The following is a 22,416-nucleotide window of genomic DNA, read 5'->3' as shown; positions in this document are numbered from 1 at the left end:
AATATATGTCAAACTTACAATCGATCATTGAAGCGGCATTCGAACGCCGTGCCGAAATTACCCCTAAAACCGTTGATGCGCAAATTAAAGCTGCAATCGAAGAAGTTATCGCCGGTTTAGACTGCGGTAAATATCGCGTAGCTGAAAAAATTGACGGTGACTGGGTAACTCACCAGTGGTTGAAAAAAGCCGTGTTATTATCATTCCGTATCAATGACAACCAATTAATTGACGGTGCGGAAACAAAATATTACGACAAAGTGGCATTAAAATTTGCCGATTACACCGAAGAACGTTTCCAACAGGAAGGTTTCCGCGTCGTGCCTTCAGCTACCGTGCGCAAAGGTGCGTATATTGCGAAAAATACCGTATTAATGCCGTCTTACGTAAATATCGGAGCATTTGTTGACGAAGGTACTATGGTTGATACTTGGGTAACCGTTGGGTCATGCGCGCAAATCGGTAAAAACGTTCACTTATCCGGCGGTGTGGGCATCGGCGGCGTATTAGAACCGTTACAAGCCAACCCGACAATTATCGGTGACAACTGCTTTATCGGCGCACGTTCCGAAATCGTTGAAGGTGTTATCGTAGAAGACGGTTGCGTAATTTCAATGGGCGTATTTATCGGTCAATCAACTAAAATTTATGATCGTGAAACAGGCGAAGTACATTACGGTCGCGTACCGGCAGGTTCTGTTGTGGTATCAGGCAGCCTTCCGTCAAAAGACGGCTCACACAGCCTATACTGCGCGGTCATTGTGAAAAAAGTTGATGCAAAAACACTAGGTAAAGTCGGACTGAACGAATTACTTCGTACTATTGAAGAATAATGTAAGCCATAATATAAATCATTGAGAAAGGCCAAATCGCAGGATTTGGCCTTTTTATGAATTTTTTTGCCTCATCTTTATATTTTTCAAAATTCTCAAAAATCCGACCGCACTTTTAGCTAAATAAAATGCAAACGATAGGATATTCATCAACCTACCAATAACCATATTAATAAGCCTATTTATTTTAAATTTATGCAGGCTGGTAATCCCGTTCTATGCAATACAACATTGTTCGTCAAAGATCCTAAACCGAATTCGGTTTTCTTGCGGAATTTGATGATGTCATTCATTTTTAGTCATAATAAATGATAGAATTAGCGAAATTTTTCAATGAGAACGGATTACAAAATCATGAAAATTGCTTTAGGCATTGAGTATAACGGTAAAAATTATTTTGGTTGGCAACGTCAGGAAAAAGTGCATTCGGTACAGGCTGAATTAGAAAAGGCTCTTTCCTTTGTGGCGAATGAAAAAATTGAGGTGTTTTGCGCCGGGCGTACGGACTCGGGCGTACACGGAACGGGACAAGTAGTGCATTTCGAAACTAATGCGATTCGTCCCGAAAAAGCCTGGGCGTTCGGTACCAATGCAAATCTACCCGATGATATTGCGGTGAGATGGGCTAAAGAAGTGCCTGATGATTTTCATGCGCGTTTTAGTGCGACGGCGCGCCGTTATCGTTATGTACTGTATTGCAATAAACTACGTTCGGCTATTTTGCCCTACGGGATCACACATACTCATTTGGAGCTTGACGAACACAAAATGCAGGAAGCGGGGCGCTTTTTGTTAGGCGAGAATGATTTTTCTTCTTTCCGAGCGGCACAATGTCAGTCGAATACGCCTTGGCGCAATATTCATCATTTAAATGTGATTCGCCGCGGCAATTTTGTGATTGTGGATATTAAAGCCAATGCTTTTGTGCATCACATGGTGCGTAATATTGTGGGTAGTCTGATGGAAGTAGGGTGCGGAAACCAACCGCCTGAGTGGATTGAATGGCTTTTAGCGCAAAAAAATCGTAAATTAGCCGCGCCGACGGCAAAAGCCGAGGGGCTATATTTGGTTCAGGTGACATATCCCGAACATTTTGAGTTGCCGCAAATGCCTTTGGGGCCATTATTTCTGGCGGATGAATTATAGGTACCCTAAGCTCCGACTTGTAAATCATTTACATAAAAAAGTATAAAAACGCTTTAATTTGTGGTTAAATAAGCAGAATTTTTACGATTTAATAAAAAGGTTAAAAATGAGCTGGATTGATAAAATTTTTAGTAAGAGTCCGATTTCAAGTTCTCGCAAAGCGAACGTGCCTGAAGGGGTTTGGACAAAATGTACGTCTTGTGAACAGGTTTTATATCGTGATGAACTAAAACGCCATTTGGAAGTTTGTCCTAAATGCGGTCATCATATGCGAATCGACGCTCGTGAACGTTTATTGGCGTTATTGGATAAAGACGGCGTGACGGAACTTGCGGCGGATTTAGAACCGAAAGACATTTTAAAATTCCGTGATTTGAAAAAATATAAAGATCGCTTGACAGCGGCGCAGAAAGATACCGGCGAAAAAGACGCCTTAGTGGTATTATCCGGCACATTATACGGTTTACCTATTGTGGCCGCCGCTTCCAACTTCGGCTTTATGGGCGGTTCAATGGGTTCTGTGGTCGGTGCAAAATTTGTCGCGGCGGCGGAAGAGGCAATGGAAAAAAACTGCCCGTTCGTTTGTTTTTCCGCAAGCGGTGGCGCGCGTATGCAGGAAGCGCTGTTCTCATTAATGCAAATGGCAAAAACCAGTGCCGTTTTGGCTAAAATGAAAGAAAAAGGCGTGCCGTTTATTTCCGTTTTAACGGATCCGACTTTGGGCGGCGTATCAGCAAGTTTTGCCATGCTTGGCGATATCAATATTGCCGAACCTAAAGCGCTAATCGGTTTTGCCGGCCCTCGCGTTATCGAGCAAACCGTGCGTGAAAAATTACCGGAAGGGTTCCAACGTGCGGAGTTTTTATTGGAGCACGGCGCCATCGATATGATTGTTAAACGTTCCGACATGCGAGATACCCTAGCAAGTTTATTAACAAAATTAATGAACAAACCTTCTCCTTTTAATGCGGAAGAATTGTCAGATACCGAATAATGCAAGAAAAACATAATTTACAAGCCACTTCATCACTTTCGGAGTGGCTTTCTTATTTAGAAAACAGCCATTTTAAAGCCATTGATTTAGGTTTAGAGCGAATTAAAGCCGTCGCCGATGAGCTTGATGTGTTAAATCCGGCGCCTTTTGTGATTACGGTCGGCGGTACAAACGGCAAAGGCACAACTTGTCGTTTGTTAGAAACCATGCTGTTGAAAGCCGGGTTGCGGGTAGGCGTGTATTCATCTCCGCATTTATTACGTTATAACGAACGCGTACGCATTCAAAATCAGGAGCTGCCGGACGAAGCACATACCCAATCATTCGCCTATATTGAAGGCCGTAAAACCCAATCACTGACCTATTTTGAATTTACCACCTTGTCGGCTTTATATCTGTTTAAGCAGGCAAAATTGGATGTGGTGATTTTAGAAGTGGGCTTGGGCGGGCGTTTGGACGCTACCAATATTGTGGATAACAATCTGGCGGTGATTACCAGTATTGATATTGATCATGTGGATTTTTTAGGTTCAAGCCGGGAACAAATCGCTTTTGAAAAAGCGGGGATTTTTCGCGCGGGTAAACCTGTAGTGATCGGAGAACCCGATGTGCCGGCAACAATGTTGGCTCATGCCGGCTTATTAGGTTGTGAATTGGCTTGCCGTGATAAAGATTGGTCTTTCGCTCAAAAAGCGGATAGCTGGACCTGGCAGAACCAAAAAGTGCGGTTGAAAAATCTGCCGATTTGCCGGATTCCGTTGCAAAATGCGGCAACGGCATTGGCTGCGGTACAATTTCTGCCTGTGCAAATCAGCGAAGAAATTATTCGCCAATCGTTGCAGGAAGTTGAATTAGCGGGGCGTTTTCAGCGTATTAATGCGGAGCGGTTAGTACCTTTAGCGACACTTGTTCGGCGCTCGGTGGAAAGCTTACCGCAAATTATCATTGATGTAGGGCACAATCCCCATGCGGCAAGATATTTAGCCGGTAAATTAATCGAGCTGAAGCAAAAAACTTCACAAAAAATCACCGCAGTTTGCGGAATTTTAAAGGATAAAGACTCAGAAGGCGTACTTTCGCCGCTGCTGCCAATAATTGATAAGTGGCATTGCGTAACCCTTGAAGGCGCGCGCGGACAATCTGGTTCGAATTTATTTGTGACATTGAAAAATCTTGCGAATAAGCAACAAATTCCGTTTCACGGCGAAAGTGAGAACTCAGTAGAGTCCGGCATAATAAGCGCTATTTCACAAATGGATAACAATGAAATTCTGCTTGTGTTCGGTTCATTCCATACAGTGACAGGGTTTTTAGAGCTTCTCTGATTTGTTTGAATAATTACGCCCGCTTTTATTGCGGGCGTTTTTTTCATTGCGGTTAAGGATAAAAATCCGGAATTTTCTACCGCACTTTTAACCTAAATGCGCCGCATCATTTAGGCGTTCAATAATAAATTTTCCTGCCTGATCTTCATCATGCTGCACATAACGAACCATGTTAATGGCGGTATTCAGCATGGCGACACTTTTGCCTTGTTCGCGGTGATTTTGCCAGGTTGCGCCGGCAAATAGCGCCAGCAATAAGCGCAGAGTATGTCCGTGGGAAACGATAAGGATATCGCCGCGGTGATGAACGTCGATAATATCCTGCATCGCTTTCATGGCGCGTTCAGCCACTTGCTGCCAGGTTTCGCCGCCGTTGGAGCTCGCCTGATAATTTTTCGGATCATTCACCATTTGCTGAAATTCTGCGGTTTGACGAATAGTTTCGACGTTTGTGCCTTCCCATGAACCGAAAAATTGTTCGTTCAGCCCGATATGCTGAAATAACGGCACGGAACGCTCGCCTAAAATATAATTTGCGGTATCGATTGTACGCTGTAAACAACTTGAATAGGCGGCAATAAAAGGCACTTCCGCCAGTGCCTGTCCCGTTAATTGCGCGCCTTTTACACCTTGTTCCGTCAATGCGGAATTTCCCCAGCCTTGCATTAAACCTTGCTCATTCCAAACCGTTCTGCCGTGGCGGATAAGGTAAAGTCGTAAATCTTTTTTCATGTGGATTCCTTGTATAAACTAAAAATGCCGTTTCTATAATAATGGGCTGAATAAGAAAAACAGTTTTTCAATAATTCGTGTAAACACCGGGCGGTTTAACCAGCGTTGTTCGTCCAGCAACGCGGCACCATTCATATAGTTTTCATGGAGCAAACTGATTTCATTGGCGAAAGTTTGGTCTTCAACTACCATGGTCACTTCGAAATTCAGCGAAAAACTGCGAATATCCATGTTTACCGTACCGACCAGTGCCATTTTGTTATCAACCAGGATACTTTTTGTATGCAACAGTCCTTCCGTAAAGTTATAAATTTTTACACCGGCGGTGAGTAGATCGTCAAAATAAGTACGGCTTGCCCAGCGCACCATAAGGGAATCGTTATGTACCGGCAAAATCAGCGACACATTCACGCCTCGCAGCGCGGCAATTTGCAACGCATCTACAATATTCTGACTCGGCACAAAATAAGGCGTAGTGATTGTAATACTTTCCTTGGCGGCAAAAATCGCCGTGGCAAGAGATTGTTCCATTAAATCCGCCGGTAATCCGGGACCTGTAGCGAGAATTTGTACCGCATGAATATTGTAATTATCCATCGGATGTTGAGGGTTTGGCAACGGTACATAAAGTTCTTGCCCGCGTTCCATTTCCCAATCCCAGGAATGCAAACCGTTCAGCACGGCGGAAACAGGACCGTCGATACGTACCATAATGTCGATCCATTTTCCTACATGGCTGTCTTGTTTAAAGAAATTCGGATCAACCATATTCATGCTACCGGTATAAGAGATTTGATTATCGATCACAATAATTTTGCGATGTTGACGTAAATCAATACGGCGCAGGAAAACCCGCAGCAAATTTACGTGCAGGGCTTCTTCAATTTCAATACCAAGTGCGGTCATTTTTTGGTAATTTTCGCTTTTGAAAAACGCCCGGCTTCCTACGGAGTCCAGCAGAATATGAATTTTCACGCCGCGTTGCTTGGCTTGAATCAACGCTTGCTGTACCTGATCCACCAGACCACCGTTTGACCAAATATAGAATACCATATTGATAGAATATTGAGCCTGGTGAATGTCATCAATAATATTTTGAATAATGCTTTCCGGAGTGTCCAGAATATGTAATTCGTTGCCGTTAATACAGGGAATGCTTAAACGGCGTTGGGCAAGAGCAAATAAAGGGCTGGCAAGCGACGGTTGTTGATCGTTAATCAGCAAATGTTGTTGGTTTTTAAGGCCGGCGAACCATTTCATATATTTGGGTAATAATTGTTTAGAGGCATTTGCCCGCCGTTTGCCTAAATTAATTTCGCCCAGTACCAAATAAGCCAGGATGCCGACTACCGGCACAATATAAATAATCATCAACCAGGAGAGCATTGCCGAGGAGGATTGCCGTTTGATAATTTGGCGCAACGTGATAGTAACAATCAATGTCCACATAATCACCGGCACAATATATGCTATAATTGAGTCTAAATTAATATTCATTCTAACCGCACTTTTTGAGAACTTTATGCAAGAATTCAAAATTATACATAAACATAGGGATTTTATCATCATTGATAAACCAAATGGCGTAAGCGTGCATAGAGACGAAGCGGAAATCGGCTTAACCGGTTTGTTGGCAAAACAGTTGAGTGTCGCGCAAGTCTGGTTAGTTCACCGGTTAGATAAAGTGACCTCAGGCCTGCTGATTCTTGCTTTAAACGAACGAGCGGCGGCGGAATTTTCGTTATTATTCGCCCGACATGAAATCAGCAAGACTTATCTTGCCTTATCCAAACAAAAACCGAAAAAAAAGCAGGGATTGATTATCGGTGATATGGAAAAAGCCCGCCGAGGAGCCTGGAAACTTTGCCAGACAAAGCAAAACCCTGCCGTTACCCGCTTTGAATCGGTAAGTTGCGAGCCTAATTTACGTTTATTTATTCTAAAACCGCAAACCGGTAAAACCCATCAGCTACGCGTCGCAATGAAAAGTTTAGGCAGCCCGATTTTAGGCGATGAACTTTACGGCGGAAATTCCGAAAAAAACGACCGCGCTTATCTGCACGCTTTCCGATTGGAATTTACTTATCAAGGCGAACCTTTCCGCGTGCAATCTTTACCGCAAACCGGCGAATATTTTTTACGGGAATCCGTGCGGGAGAAAATTGATTCTGTCTAAATTCTTTAAAGATACAGTCAATATTAGGTCGGGTTATAAGTAATCATTTGTTTTGCCCCCCTCAGTCACTTCGTGACAGCTCCCCCAGCTTCGTGGGGGAGCGATATTGTTGCGTATTTTGATAACGACAACGCTATTTCAATCCCATTCCCTCCCCCGCGAAGTCGGGGGAGGTGCCTGCAAGGCGGAGGGGATAAAATTAATCACTCATAAAATTGAAAAGCTAATAAGCATGTCATATATGCAGTTTAATAATAAAACATTACGATTTTGTTCTTTAAGTTACTAGTAAATAATTTACAAAACATGACAAAATTTATTCTATTATCGCTTGTTTTTTGAACCAAATGACTACTTTTCTACAGAAATCTCTAATAAACTACCGGCCATTTGAAATAGAGTTATTATTAGCCTTTTAAAATATTTATCAGGATTAGGTTATGAGAGTTTTTACGGGCGTTATCTTGTCATTATGCAGTGCCTGTGTTTTAGCGGTTGATTCACCAAATTTAAACCAATTGAATGTACAATCGGATGCAGCATTGCAACAAAGGCAAGAGGAACAAAACAAAGCGTTACAACGACAACAGGTCGCAGATCCCAATATCCGGTTAGAAAACCGGCTTGAACCCTCCGAGGGTTTTCCCGAAAAAGAGAATCCCTGTTATCAGATTAGTCATATTATTCTTACTGATTTCTCGCCTGAAATTTCTGATTTTTCAGTAATACCACCATCTTCAATTCCCAGTAGCCGGTTTTATTGGGCGCTGAATGCGATTTATTCTACTCGTGATTTTTCACTACCTCACTGCTTGGGCAGTGAAGGCATCAATATTCTATTAAAACGTATTCAAAATAGCTTGATTGAACAAGGATATATCACAACACGTGTTGTTGTTCAGCCTCAGAATTTACAAAACGGAATACTCGTCATTACTGTTATTCCCGGGAAAATAGGTCAAATTCAATTGCAAGATGAAAGTAGTTTTCCTTATGCAACTTCAGCAACATTATGGTTTGCAATGCCTACAAATAATGGGGAAATTTTGAATTTACGACATCTTGAACAAGGTTTGGAAAATTTAAAACGAAATACTAGTGCCGATGCTAATATGCAGTTATCGGCGGTTGAGGATGAAGTCGGTGCAAGCGATGTAATCATTCGCTATAAGCAGGGGTTTCCTATCCATTTGACATTAGGGCTGGATGATTCCGGTACTAAAGCAACCGGGCGTTTGCAGGGGACGGCTACGCTATCCTGGGATAACATGTTTTCATTAAACGATTTATTTTATGCCAGCTTTACCAAAAGCATTAAACGCCATAGCGATAATGTTGATGAGCCTCACGGAAGTAAGAATGTCAGTTTATATTATTCCGTACCTTGGAAAAATTGGTTACTGACATTATCAGGATATCAATATCGCTATCATCAGTCTATTGCCGGTGCATTTGAGAACTATCAGTATTCGGGGAAGAGTACTCAACTGCGTATGAATTTAAGTTACTTGCTTTACCGCAACAGTAGCCGAAAAAGTTATATCTCATTTGGCGGATGGGCTAGAAAATCATTTAACTATATTAATGATGTTGAAGTTGAGGTACAGCGTCGTCGTATGGCAGGTTGGGATATCGGATTAAAACATATCGAATACTTGGGTGATGCTACATTGCAAATTTCCGCCAATTACAAACGCGGAACCGGTGCGTATAAAGCACTTCCTGCGCCGGAAGAATACTTTGATGAGGGTACGTCGAGACCGCAAATAATTACTGTGGGTATTGATCTGAATTATCCGTTCAATATTGGCGAACAACCTTGGAAATTCAATACCTCCTGGAATGCGCAATGGAATCAGACACCTCTGATTCAACAGGATAAATTCAGTATCGGAGGGCGTTATACCGTTCGTGGTTTTGACGGTGAATTATATCTTTCTGGTGAACGGGGTTGGTTATGGTGTAATGAGCTTGCATGGAATGTATTTAACAAAGGACAGGAACTTTATCTGGGCATTGATAAAGGAAATGTTTACAGCCGATTCGATGATTTACCCGGTAATTCGCTCGTCGGCGGTGCAATCGGATTGCGTGGAAAAATATGGGGATTGAATTATGACTATTTTGTTGGTGTTCCGATAGATAAGCCGGCAGGATTTAAAACCAGTCATGTTACAACCGGATTTAACTTAAATTACCGTTTCTGATTATGAAAATTGAAACTTTTGATGTCATTGCACCAAGTATTTTTAGTTATGAGCCGCTAGACGAATCTCAACTATTCGGCGCCTTTGCAACCATTTGGTTGCGTTCGGAGTATCACAGCAAAGCGCCGTTATATCGATTCGCAGAACGGATTTTACCTGTGTTGAGGAATAAGCAGTTTGCGTTATTTATAAAAGATAATGAGCCTGTCGCTTATTTTTCTTGGGCTTATTTTACCCAAGAGGCGGAAGAAGCTTATTTGCATAATGATGATGTATTACTTGAGGCGGGAAATTGGTGCGCCGGAAACAATTTATGGATCATTGACTGGTTTGCACCCGCCAATTTAACAAAAGAGATTAAGCCGCTTATTGAGCGACATCTTTTTCCAAATGAAATTTTAACCGCACTTTATCACAAAAGCGCCGTTAATCATGTACAAAAACGCTACTTTAAAGGTTGTGCGGTCAGTCGGGAACGATTTCGGGATTTCATCAGAAATCATTCCTGATATGAATTTAGTGTTGTTTTATTGAATTAAAATTTAGAGATAAAAAGATGAACAAGCGTTGTTATCGTATTATTTTTAGCAAAACATTGAATTGTTTGGTTGTTGTATCCGAGTTGGCGAAAACTGCCGGCAAAGCCGTTGCAGAATTTTCCAATAAATTGTTGCCAATGCGGTTCTTCCGACAAAAAACACCTGATTTTAGCCTGCACTTTGCGGCATTTATCTGTTTTATCGGACTTGGAATCATCTATGTGCCGCAAGCAATGGCTAAGCCGTTGGAAATTCATGCGGATCGTTCGGCACCATCCGGCAATCAACCGACGGTATTACGTACAGCAAATGGCATTCCACAAGTGGATATTCAAACACCAAGTGCCGGCGGTGTCTCACGCAATGTTTATTCACAATTTGATGTCGCTGAAAAAGGCACCGTATTAAACAACGCACGTAAATCGACAAATTCGCAACTAGCCGGCTGGGTAACTGCCAATCCTAACTTAGTCCGGGGTGAGGCTAAGGTCATTTTAAATGAAGTAAACTCTAAAGATCCAAGTCAGTTAAAAGGGTATGTGGAAGTTGCCGGGAAAAAGGCCGACGTCATTATTGCTAACCCGAGCGGCTTGCACTGTGATGGTTGCGGTGTGATCAATGCAGGCAGAACCACGTTAACGACAGGGCAGGTCGAATTAGAAAACGGTAATGTAAAAGGCTTTAATGTACGCGGCGGTAAAGTAGAAGTCGCTGGTAAGGGGATGGATACTTCACGAGTGGATTATACCGATATTGTCGCCGGTAAAGTCAAAGTTGACGGCGGAATTTGGGCAAAAGAACTGAAAGTTACAACAGGTAAAAATAAAGTTGATCGTACCAATAGTAAAGTTGTGTATGTCGGTAATGATTCTACCGCCCCGTCTTCATCGGAGAATATGGATAAGCAACCTATTGCTTATGCGGTGGATGTGAGTGAATTAGGCGGTATGTATGCTAATCAGATTCACTTAGTAGCAACAGAGCAAGGCGTCGGCGTAAATAATGCCGGTAAAATAGGTGCTTCGGCCGGAAATGTTCATATCGACAGTAACGGGAAAATTACCAACAGCGGATATTTGGACGCTCAGCAGGATATTGCTGTTACAGCTAACAATAATATTGAAAATAAAGGTTCAATTTACACTCAACAAGGCGATATAAAACTAAAGGGGCGGGATATTTCTCAACAAGGTAATATTATCGCCAAAGGTGCCGCACAGAAAAAAGGTCGCGTTCAGATTACGGCAAACCGAGATATTCAACAAAGCGGAGATACATTAGCTGAAAATTATATTGATTATCAGGCAAAGAATATTAAGGTAACAAATAACGCCACTATTGTAGCCGGACTGGATTTTACCCAAAATACGCTCGCTGATAAAAGCGAAGCGGGGAAAAATGCTCGTTTTAATGCTGAGAAAAGTGCGGTCATTAATGGCAAAATTTTATCTTCTAATCGCACTGAAATTAAAGCGGCTGATATTAACCTGACTAATAGCCAACTTCACTCAAACCATCTTTCGGCAACGGCAAGTGTCGGTAGCATTATCGCATCCGATAGCAATATTTATACCGAAAAATCGGCGGTATTCAGTACGCCCGTCTCATTAGTTACTCAAAACGCGCAACTTAATGCCGGTCATATTTCGATAAATGCAACCCAAGCGGATAATACTCAAGGAACCTGGATCAATCGAGACGAGCAGGATCTTAATCTGAATTTGCAGCGCGGTTTAACCAACACTCGCGGACAAATTGCAACAAACGGACAATTGTTGTTTAACGGTGAACAAATTGATAACCAAGCGGGGCTAATTAGCGCCGATTCTTATCAAATTTCCGCAGCTACTTTTGGCAATGCAAAAGGTAAGTTAATTCAGCAAGGTGTAAATCCGTTCAATTTAACCGTAAGCGGTACTTTAACAAACGATAAAGGCGTTATCGGTTATCAAATGCAAAACCTGAATACCGCCAATAATAGTATGGAAAGTCCCGTACATTCCGACAATGTATCGACAAATACCGCAGAGAATATTACGGCAAATACATCAACATCAGAAAAACCGATTCATTCGGGTACCGATGCCATTGATGTAAGCGACAAAATTATTAATATCGTAAGCAATGTTAATGTTACTGAAAAACTTAATAATACGGACGGATATATTTTATCCGGCAGTCAAACCGTACTTCGGGGTGAGGGAAAACTTTCTAACGATTCAGGCACCTTAAATTTATCTGAATTTACTTGGGAAAGTAATAAAAATATCAATAATCAATTGGGCTTGATTAGTGCGCTTAACATATTATCGTTACATGCTGCCGAATTAAATAACAACCAAGGTACAATCCGAAGCGGAAAGAATATTTTATTATCAACCCATGCGCTGAGTAATAATGACGGATTAATCCAAAGCGGCGGAAATGTGACAATCAATACCCATGGATATAATTTGGATAATTCAAATACTCTTTCGAGCAATGGGAATAAAGGTATTGTTACATCCGGTGAGCTAAATCTAAGCAACATTAATCAGTTAAATAATGAGCAAGGTTATATCGTTTCGACACAGGCTCAACGTATTCAAACCGAAAAGCTTAATAATACAAGGGGTACGCTCGCAACAAATAATACGCAATCTTTAAAGGTAACCGGGACTTTACAAAATCAGGACGGCAATCTTTACAGCGGCCAATTAACATTAGACAGCAATTTGCTTATTAACCGGAAAGGTAATATTACTGCCGCTTCAGCACTTGATATTACGGTTAAAGGCGCGCTTGATAATACTCAGGGTATTATTGCGGCAAAGGAAAATTCAGTAATACAAGTCGCTACATTGGATAATCAAAACGGTTTAATCGGTATTGAACAAGGTAAACTTAATCTTACCGCCGCAACCCGACTGACTAATCAGCGAGGTCAAATTATTTCTCAAGGGGATCTACGGCTTACGGGCGGTGACTTACAAAATAATCAATCGAGTACGATAAAAAGTCTTGCTAAATTAACCGTTAATACGGGTAACCAGCAAATTAATAACCAACAGGGAACGCTCTCTTCGGCCGGAGAACTGACGATTCAAAGCGGTTATTTGGATAACCGACAGGGATTGATTTATGCACAAAAATCACTCTTCGTTGATACGCATAATCAAAATCTTGATAACCGAAACAGCGGAACAAAAGGTATTCTCAGCTTAAGCGACATCATTTTACAAAATATTGGTCAGCTGAATAACAGCCGGGGGCAAATTCAGGCTCAACAGGATTTCTCTGTCAATGCCGATACTATTAATAATACTGGAAACGGATTACTTTACAGTAACACCGATTTAAGTTTGAAGGCAAAATCCTTAGATAATCGTCAAGGTACGGTTCAAGCCTTAGGTAATGTGACATTTGATCGGTTTTCAACGGTTAATAACAGTGTTGAAAAGAATAAATCCGGCTCATTAATTCAGGCGGGGCGTGCGCTTACCGTTTCTGCGTTAAATATTGATAACCAAAATACCAAAACTGCCGAGACCGTTCCTACGCAAGGGCTTGTCGGACAGGCTGTAGTATTATCGTCTGATGCGGTAAATAACAGACAAGGCGGTATTTACGCAGCTCAAATATTATCGGCAAATATCAAAAATCTAATTAATAACCAAAAAGGCGAAATACTATCGGGCGGTACATTAAATGCCGTCGGTTCCGCATTAAAAATCCAAAACAGTGAAGGTGTGATTGCCTCTGTCGGTAAATTGGCGATTGATGCCGCGCAAATTTCGGACATCGGTAAAATACAGAGTAAAAATGATGCCGATATTGCTTTAAAACAGGATCTTACTTTGAACGGCGGCATTGAAGTAGAAGGCAGTCTGAAGCTAAAAACCAACAATCTCACTAATGACGGTTCATTATTAACCGGTAAAGGACTACACATTCAAACGGGTAAGTTGATTAATAATGAAAAGGCAATTCTTAGTTCCGGTACCACTTTACTTAATGTCAATTCAATAACGAATTACGGGTTAATTAACGGTAGTAATACGTCATTGAAAACAACCGATCTTAACAATCTCGGTACCGGACGAATTTATGGTGATCAATTGTCTATTCAGGCGCGTGAGTTAAATAACTTTGAACTTAATGGCAAATCGGCAACCATTGCTGCCCGCAAGCGGCTTGATTTAGGTGTCGGCACGTTGACAAATAGAAACGACAGCTCATTAATTAGCTTAGGAGAAATCCATATCGGCGGAACTTTGGATTCCCGTGGCTATGCGACAGGCAAAGCCACGGCTGTGTATAACCCGAACGGATTGATCGAAGCGCAGGATAATATTTATATCAACAGCGGGCTTGTCAGTAATACGCATAATTACTTCCGTACGGCATTGAAATTGATTTCTCAAGAAACGGTAACCGAATATCAGGGCAGCGGCGATCCGACCATCTATGAAGAGGGTACCCCCGGTCTTTATGTATTTAATCATGAATCCGATCACTTACATGTACCGACCGGCGCTTATTATGAATCATGGTATAAATATCATTATTTGAAAAGCGTTCAGCGTACCGAAGTATTACCGGCAGAATATGAGCCCGGACGTATCTACAGCGGCAAAAATATCACCATCAGAGGCGATAGAGTTGACAATATTAACAGTCGTATAATCGCCGGCGGGAAATTGGATATTCCGGCAAATATTTTGAACAATAAAGAAGAAACCGGTGTTGAAATTGTTACTAAAGCAGGTTGTGCAGAAGGATCAAGAAGTGAAGCCTGCCGTAACCTGCCTGCCGAACTGAGAGGATACGGTGACGATGTATCATTGCGTAAACATAACAATAACAGCCCTTACGGCTTACATAGTTACTGGCGCCATCATGAAAAAGGCAGAGATAGTACGGGACATAGTCGTCAAGACTATACACCGCCGCAAGAAATCAAGGAGGGGATCCCTTTAGAGGTCGCGGCGTATAAAGAATACAGCCTGCCAAGTTTCGGCAAAGCGAATATTTCCGCGATCAATGTACCTCAATCCATTGATGTTCAAGTTAAAAGTGCGGTACAAAATGAGAAAGAATTTAAACCGTCTTCACTTTCATCGGATATAGCCATTACTGAACAAGATGTTACAGTAAATAATCAAACGACAGGCTCGATTGTTAAAGACAATGCGGTAGTCAGAACACAAAATCGCGCTATCGCATTGCCGCGTAGCAGTTTATTCATGGTGAATCCGCAATCTGGTTCGGGCTATTTGGTAGAAACCGATCCGGCATTTACCCAATATCGTAACTGGCTCAGTTCCGCCTATATGATGAATGCGCTGAATTTAGATTCGGCCAGCATGCATAAACGTATTGGCGACGGTTTCTATGAACAACGTCTGGTACAAGAGCAGATTGCCGAATTAACCGGTCGAGTTTATTTATCCGGTTACTCAAATCAGGAAGAACAGTATAAAGCACTGATGATTAACGGTATCACCGCGGCTTCTCAATTCCAATTAACACCGGGAATGGCATTAACCGGCGAACAAATCGCCCGCTTAACCAGCGATATTGTATGGCTTGTGAACAAAACCGTTACTTTAGCTGACGGCAGCACCGCCACCGTGTTATATCCGCAGGTTTATGTGGTTGTACAAAAAGGCGATATAAACGGTTACGGTGCATTGTTATCCGGTGATATCACAGCAATTCAATCTTCCGAGATGACTAATAGCGGTACCCTTGCCGGTAAAAATTTACTGGCGATTTCGGCAGAAAATATCACAAATCGATTCGGTAAAATGACGGCGGACAATACCCTTGTATCAGCCGAACAAGACCTGGTAAATATCGGCGGCACGATTGAGGCGGCACAAATACTAAATGTAAATGCGGGGCGAGATATTGTTGTGAATACAACCGCTCACCGCACTCAGAATGCCAGCGGTGAAACCGTAACTCTCGGCACCCGGGGCGGTTTTTACTTAACCGGCAAAGACGGCAGACAAATGTGGGTAAATGCGGGACGGGATATAAACTTAACGGCAGGCGAGATTATTAATAACGCACAAAATGCATTAACCGCGATTCAGGCGGGACGGGATATTTTATTGAACGTAGAGCAACAGTCCGACCGTTATGAAAATATTCGTGATGCGGAAAACTATCTGAAAACGGCAAATCGCCGGGACATAGGCACGACGATTAGCAGCCAAGGCAGCGGAAAGACCGCATTGCAAGCAGGACGTAATATTGAGGCGAAAGCGGCAGCCGTCAGCGCCGGCGGAGATGTACTGCTTAATGCCGGCAATAATGTCACATTATCAAGCGGGGAAGAATATCATTATGTGGATTCCGCATTCAAAGATACGGGACGGGGTTTCTTAAATAAAACGACAACAAAAACACGGGATATTAGCGAACAGACATTCGCCATTGGCAGCCAGCTGGACGGTAACAATGTGGATATTTTCACTCAACAGGGCGATGTAAATATTATCGGCAGCGATGTAGTGGCGGAAAACGAACTGAATGTTGCGGCGAAAAACATCAATATTGCCGCCGCCACCAATCAAGTTTACAGCGAAAACCTTAAGCAAGTGAAAAAAAGCGGTTTAATGGGCAGTGGCGGTATCGGATTTACGATTGGTTCTCGCTCTCAGAAACACGTATACGGTGAAAATACGATAACGCAAAGCGACGCCCGTTCGACGGTAGGCAGTGTGAACGGCAATGTGAGCATGACTGCGGAGAATCATGTTAATATTCAAGGCTCGGATGTTATTGCACAGACGGATAAATCCATTGATATCATCGGTAAATCGCTAACAGTGGAAGCAGGACGTGATGTGATTGACAGCACGGAAACGCATGAGTATAAAAAATCGGGTTTAACCGTATCTTTGAGTACGCCGGTAACGGATATGGCATTAAATGCGCGGAACAGTCTGCGCCGCAGTAAAGAAGTGAAAAATGAGCGGCTGTCTAACCTGTATCAGGTGAAAGCGGCTCAGGAAGCCGTGATGGCAGCACAGGCGGCAGGTAGTACGATAGATTCAATAAATGCACTGATTGGTGACGATCAAATGGTAGAAGGCGATGTTTCTAATCCAAGTTTTAAAATATCTATCGGTGTCGGTTCCAGCCAATCAAAACAAACCAGTCATAGTCAACAAATCAGTTACAGCGGTAGTGAGCTAAGTGCGGGTAATATCAACCTGAAAAGCTCGGCGGGTGATATTAATCTGTTCGGTTCGACGATAAATGCGACGAAAGCAGTGCTGGACAGCGCGAATAATATCAATCTGCTTTCTTTACAGGATAGTTATCGAAATCGTAGCGATAATGAAAACAGTGGCTGGAATGCCGGGGTCTTTGTCGGTATGAACGGTAACAGTTTTGGCATAGGTATTGAAGGCTCGGCACAATCGGGTAAAGGCAGAGAAAATACGGATACCGTCACTCAGAAAAACAGTTACATAAACGTTCGGCAGGCGGTTATTCGCAGTGGGCGTGACACGAATCTTAAGGGGGCGGTTATCAATGCGGAGCGTTTAACGGCGGATATCGGTGGCAATCTCCTTATTGAAAGCCGTCAGGACAGCAACGTTTACAATAGTGAACAGAGCCAGTCCGGCGCAAATTTTGCGGTAGCGGTTTACGGTACGGGAACAAATGTAAACGTAAACGCCTCAATGGATAAAGCAAAACTGAATTATGCTCAAGTAGAAGAACAATCCGGCTTCAAGGTAGGACGTGATGGCATGGATATCAATGTGAGGGGCAACACGCATTTAAAAGGCGGGTTAATCGAAAGCGAAGCTGCCGCGAATAAAAACCGTTTTAGCACTAACACATTGACAACGGAAGATATTGAAAACCACAGTGAAGTAAGCGTACAAAGCGTAAGCGGCGGTCTATCCACCAATATGATGGCAAATGCGGTAAACGCCATGCGAGCGGCAATAAGCGTGCTGGGCACGGCGAATAAGGATGATCACAGTACTACGCAAAGTGCCGTTTCGGGCAATATCGACCTTAACATAAAAAATGGCGAAAAACCGACCGCACTTTCACAGGATACGATGAATGCAAATAAGCAAGTTAATCGCTATGATATAGAGGAATACAAAGAAAAAGCGGAGCTGGCACAGGTTATCGGCGAAATCGGACATAACGGCATAACTATTGTTTTACAACCAAAACTGGATAAGGCACAACAGGAGAAAGACGAAGCGGAAGCGATACTCAAAAACCCGAATTCGACAGCCGGTGAAAGACGAGAAGCGCAAATCCAATTTAATCAGGCACAGACAACCCTGAACCAATATGGTAAAGGCGGAGATATCCAAATGGCAATTCGCGCGGTAACCGGCGTACTGCAAGGTATTGCCGGCGGGGATGTCAATGCGGCTATCGTAAACGGCTTATCACCTTATGCAAATCTGGCGGTAAAAGAAGCGACAACGGATAGCCTTACCGGCGAAGTTAACTTAGTCGCCAATTTAATGGCACATGCGGTATTAGGCGCTATTGAAGCGCAAATAACCGGCAATAATGCGATTGCCGGCGCAGCGGGTGCGGTAACGGCGGAAGCCACGGCAACCTTGTTGGCAAAAAGCTTATATGATGTAGGCAAAGCGGATAGCGGCGGCAGAATCAGAACCGTCAACGACCTAACGGAATACGAAAAAGACAGCCTGCTTGTATTAAGTCAAGTGGCGGCAGGTATTACCGGCGGTGTAATAGGTGATAGCACTCAAAGTGCGGTAGTATCCGGGGATATTGGGAAACGGGCGGCGGAGAATAATTATTTAAGCCAACTCTCTGACAATAGACGAATCTGGTTACGTGAACAGCTTAATAGGGATGATTTATCTTCAGTTCAAAGAGAAAAATATGAGCAAGAATTTATTCAATTAGAACAAGATAATCACACGAGTGATATTCTGGTTGCAAAAGCAAAATATAATCCAGAGTCCATGACCCAATCAGACTGGGAATTATATCAAAATTATGCAACTCGCTATTATTTTGAAAGTATCAGGACTGAAAAACCTGAGAATGTTATAGCTGATTTAGATAACATTTTATCAAACCAGTATATAAAAGGTTATTCATACCCTTATGCCACCGCAGAAAAATATAGAAATGAATTACCAAGTAGATGGAGTTTATTTGGCACAAATAAATCTGCTGATGAGCAATTTTATACCGATATTTATAGCAAATATCAGAATAGAAAAACTTATCAGGAATCATTTGATGGACGCGTTGCTCAATCTACAGCTGAAGCTTTAGGGTATGCAAGTACAATGATGTCAGCAGGAACGGTCGCATCAGTAGCTTCTACAGTTGGAAAATTTACAAGTAATGGTATAAATAAAGCAAGTTCAGCCATTGGAGCTTTTGCGGCTAAATATCCAAATATCTCAGGAGCAATTTCGGATGGTATGATTTCAAGTGGCGTTCATGTTGGTTATAAATTATCAACAGGACAAGACGTGAATGAGTACGAAGTGTTAGGTGCCTTTGCAGGAGGAGCCCTAACAAGAAATCATACTTTGGGAAATCAAATAAGGATAAATATTGGTGTTGCCACAGTAAGTAGCTTATCAAAAGATCCTAGTGGAAATAGTTTGGGGAATGATTATTTTGGGGCAATTGTTGCACCAATCATTAATAAACCATTTAGCACAAAAGATTCTACTTTAGGAAACATCGTTGGTGGTTCTTTGGGTGAATATGGGGGAGATCTTGATAATAGAGTGAAAGATTATAAAGAAGTAAAAAAAATCCTTAGCGATGGGGAATACTCAAAATGATAAAGAAAGTAATTTATTGGGTGACTTTGTTTTTAGCTATTTTTTTTGTTGCCTCACTAAAGCACATTGGTATATTTATATACATATATTGGAATTACAATGACTTTTATTGGGCTGATGATGCCTTAAGAGATATCCTTTCATTTACAATTCCCCTATATATAGGATTAGCTTTAAAGAAATTTATAGCTTATAAGTTTTCCATAAAGTAAAGGATAAAGAATATTTTATCATCAGCACACAAATTGAAACACCAGTGTACTTGTCAAGCGGTACGATTTACCAAGAAATTTGCAAATTTTTCTGAAAATCATACCGCTTGTGTTTTAATTAAAGATGTTTTTTCAAGCTATGTTGGTTTTAGTTGTTATTGGCACAAGCGAAGACGCTTGCGCCATCGGGGAATAAATAAAATGAAAAGGATTTTATTGGTTTTCTCATATACTATAGTATCTTTTATCAGCTTCTTTCTTACTATATGCCTATTCTTAGGCGGGTACTCTTTATTTTACTCTAGAATAAAATATGGATTATTTAAATTACACATAAATTATAGTGATGTTTTTTCTATATCATTAAAGGCGGCTTTAGCTGTATTCTTTTCTGTATCTCTGTATGTCATTTTTATTCAAATCCCAAGAGAAAGGAAAAGTAAATTACTCGAAAATAAAGAGAAATAATTTATGGAGCTTAGCATGGGGAATTTTTATTTTTATAGATATAGATATTGTTTTATTCAATAAAAAATATATACATTATAGACTTCTATTTGAAAGATTTTAAAAGAAAGTGTATTACCATACATATTCTTGGCATGTATGTAATATCTAATGTATAGAGAAAAAAATAAATAGGCATCTCAAGCGGTATGATTTATCAAGAATTTTGCAAATTTTTCTGAAAATCATACCGCTTGTGTTTTAATTAAAGATGTTTTTTCAAGCTGGTAGTTCAAAAGTTGAATATCAAGGAATAGCAGGTGCTTTTTCTCAAGGTAATTGGGGGGTGGCTAAAGCACTTTCTACCGCCGTATTAGGACAAGTCAGTGATAAAGGACGGGACTCCGGTATCACAACAAGTTCGGTTAATACCAAAAACATTTTAATTAGAGATGGTGAAAACCAACAGCGGTTATTCGGTGAAAATGTGGAAGAAACCGTTCGCAAACTCAATCGGGAAAACCTTCATCAAACTGTAAATAAAACTGATGTGGAAAAGGTCAAATCGGATTTAGAACGGGATTTGGATGTAGCAACTGGATTAGTGAAAAACATCTCGGATTCCGGTGACGAGCTTTATTACAATGCGGAAAAAAATGAAGATTCCAGTTTTACGGTGAGTAAAAAGACACCGGATTGCGAACATATTTCCTGTTTGGATATGGAAAACGACAATTAACAGCAATTAAAAGCGTTAATTTACAGTGATAACATATTAACGGAAGAACAGGCTAAGCTGCTGAGTAAGATTTCCATAGCCGGCATGCTTAATTTTACGCGAGAAGAGAAAGTGGCAAGTGCTATTTTATATGGTGATGACTTAGCTTCTTTAGATGATTTAGGAGTTATTCTGAACAGAGGCAGTGCGGGGTATTGGAATGAATTTCTGTATGCCGGTTTTGAGCGGTTCAGAGCATGGGTAAATATGCCGACAGTTTTTGGCGCATCCAATGCCACGAAAGACCATGCACAAATAGCGAAGAAACTAGATGAATACAATGCTTATGCCGCAGCAAACGGTAAACCGCAATATAAATTGCAGGATACGGCGCATAGTCTGGGCGTATCGGAAAATAAAAATATGTTGAACTGGTCTAACTATCTGAATCAGGACTACAAAAATACCGAATTAGATTACTTACATGCGGCAGGCTCTTACCCGTCGGAAGAGATTGACCGTCAGGCAAAAGACATATTTGCCGGAGTGACTACCCGCTATATCGGCGTGGATGGAGACAGGGTTTACTCGGGCATATTGGGTGGTTATTTGATTGGGAATAATAGAAATGCCACTCAAGTTAAGGGGCTTAGTTTTAGTAAGGTCCATTCTGAGGCAAATTATAATATAAATAATTTGGGATTCGTTTTTGATTTAAATAAAGAAGAAAGTATTAAAAAAGAAAAGGAGACGAAAATTATTTTGAGAACTATATATCCTGATACAGATGGGAATAGACGTTTTAATAAAGTTCTAAAAAGTTTTGAAGATAAGGAGTAATGCATGAGAAAAATATATATTATTCTTTTTATAACGTTATTTTTATCTGGTTGTTCATTGTTTTTATTTCGGGAGTCTTATACTCTTAATAGATATGCTGGCTGGATTAATGCGAAAACTAAGCAAGAGGTATCTAATGAAGACTTTAGCTACTGCAATAAAAAGGCAATCAGGCAGATAACGGGAAGAGATAGTTATGAAAATATAAGTTTAGATGAATTTTATAAAACTTATCCAATATTAGGAAAATGTTTGTATGAGAGAGGGTATGTTTTTCAAGTTAAAAGTATTGTATATTGCTATAATAGACAAGAAGAGTGTCAGGCATATAAAAACTATATTAAATGGTTTTAATTATTGTTTTAATTTCTTGCATTTGATTTGGTTCTATCTATCGTTAGAAATAGATAAATAAATCGAAATGTTTGTTTGGTG

Annotated in this window: 13 protein-coding genes; 11 read left to right on the top strand and 2 right to left on the bottom strand. The window is 41.2% G+C overall.

Annotated features, from left to right (window positions below; all coding sequences use genetic code 11):
- Positions 1-5: 5 nt before the first annotated feature.
- From dapD to folC, 4 genes are all read left to right on the top strand, one after another.
- Positions 6-833, top strand: coding sequence for a 2,3,4,5-tetrahydropyridine-2,6-dicarboxylate N-succinyltransferase (gene dapD / locus A4G13_RS03600; RefSeq protein WP_090653747.1), 828 nt, complete (start codon positions 6-8; stop codon positions 831-833).
- Between the two features lie 354 nt (positions 834-1,187).
- Positions 1,188-1,979: a tRNA pseudouridine(38-40) synthase TruA gene (truA, locus tag A4G13_RS03595; RefSeq protein ID WP_090653745.1), complete on the top strand. Its 792-nt coding sequence runs from the start codon at positions 1,188-1,190 to the stop codon at positions 1,977-1,979.
- A 106-nt stretch (positions 1,980-2,085) separates the two neighbouring features.
- Positions 2,086-2,973, top strand: coding sequence for an acetyl-CoA carboxylase, carboxyltransferase subunit beta (gene accD / locus A4G13_RS03590; RefSeq protein WP_011200348.1), 888 nt, complete (start codon positions 2,086-2,088; stop codon positions 2,971-2,973).
- Complete coding sequence (gene folC / locus A4G13_RS03585; RefSeq protein ID WP_090653743.1) at positions 2,973-4,298, top strand: bifunctional tetrahydrofolate synthase/dihydrofolate synthase; 1,326 nt, start codon at positions 2,973-2,975, stop codon at positions 4,296-4,298. The genes accD and folC overlap by 1 nt, the downstream gene beginning before the upstream one ends.
- Before the next feature lie 87 nt (positions 4,299-4,385).
- Here folC and A4G13_RS03580 read toward each other — a convergent pair whose 3' ends face one another.
- Positions 4,386-5,030, bottom strand: coding sequence for a histidine phosphatase family protein (locus A4G13_RS03580; protein ID WP_011200346.1), 645 nt, complete (start codon positions 5,028-5,030; stop codon positions 4,386-4,388).
- Between the two features lie 33 nt (positions 5,031-5,063).
- The gene (gene cls, locus A4G13_RS03575) at positions 5,064-6,521 is read right to left on the bottom strand and encodes a cardiolipin synthase (RefSeq protein ID WP_090653963.1); all 1,458 of its coding nucleotides are present in this window, start codon (positions 6,519-6,521) and stop codon (positions 5,064-5,066) included.
- Between the two features lie 31 nt (positions 6,522-6,552).
- On the opposite strand from cls, the gene A4G13_RS03570 reads away from it, so the two are divergent.
- The 7 genes from A4G13_RS03570 to A4G13_RS03540 all read left to right on the top strand — a co-directional run bounded on the left by A4G13_RS03570 (position 6,553) and on the right by A4G13_RS03540 (position 22,335).
- The gene (locus tag A4G13_RS03570) at positions 6,553-7,206 is read left to right on the top strand and encodes a TIGR01621 family pseudouridine synthase (protein WP_090653741.1); all 654 of its coding nucleotides are present in this window, start codon (positions 6,553-6,555) and stop codon (positions 7,204-7,206) included.
- A gap of 440 nt (positions 7,207-7,646) precedes the next feature.
- The gene (locus A4G13_RS03565; protein ID WP_090653739.1) at positions 7,647-9,413 is read left to right on the top strand and encodes a ShlB/FhaC/HecB family hemolysin secretion/activation protein; all 1,767 of its coding nucleotides are present in this window, start codon (positions 7,647-7,649) and stop codon (positions 9,411-9,413) included.
- A 2-nt stretch (positions 9,414-9,415) separates the two neighbouring features.
- Entirely contained in the window at positions 9,416-9,922 is a 507-nt protein-coding gene (locus tag A4G13_RS03560; RefSeq protein ID WP_090653738.1) for a toxin-activating lysine-acyltransferase, read from the top strand.
- Between the two features lie 47 nt (positions 9,923-9,969).
- Positions 9,970-19,764: a two-partner secretion domain-containing protein gene (locus A4G13_RS03555; protein ID WP_090653736.1), complete on the top strand. Its 9,795-nt coding sequence runs from the start codon at positions 9,970-9,972 to the stop codon at positions 19,762-19,764.
- 1,005 nt (positions 19,765-20,769) lie between these two features.
- Positions 20,770-21,162, top strand: a complete 393-nt coding sequence (locus A4G13_RS03550; RefSeq protein WP_142999787.1) for a hypothetical protein — start codon at positions 20,770-20,772, stop codon at positions 21,160-21,162.
- 111 nt (positions 21,163-21,273) lie between these two features.
- Positions 21,274-21,981, top strand: coding sequence for a hypothetical protein (locus A4G13_RS03545; protein ID WP_142999786.1), 708 nt, complete (start codon positions 21,274-21,276; stop codon positions 21,979-21,981).
- A gap of 3 nt (positions 21,982-21,984) precedes the next feature.
- A complete protein-coding gene (locus A4G13_RS03540; protein ID WP_090653730.1) occupies positions 21,985-22,335 on the top strand; it encodes a hypothetical protein in 351 nt (116 codons plus the stop codon).
- Positions 22,336-22,416 lie beyond the last annotated feature (81 nt).

Source organism: Basfia succiniciproducens, from assembly GCF_011455875.1.
GTDB classification, from domain to species: domain Bacteria; phylum Pseudomonadota; class Gammaproteobacteria; order Enterobacterales; family Pasteurellaceae; genus Basfia; species Basfia succiniciproducens.
Note: the sequence above shows the minus strand (reverse complement) of the source record. Positions and strands in the feature narration are given on the sequence as shown.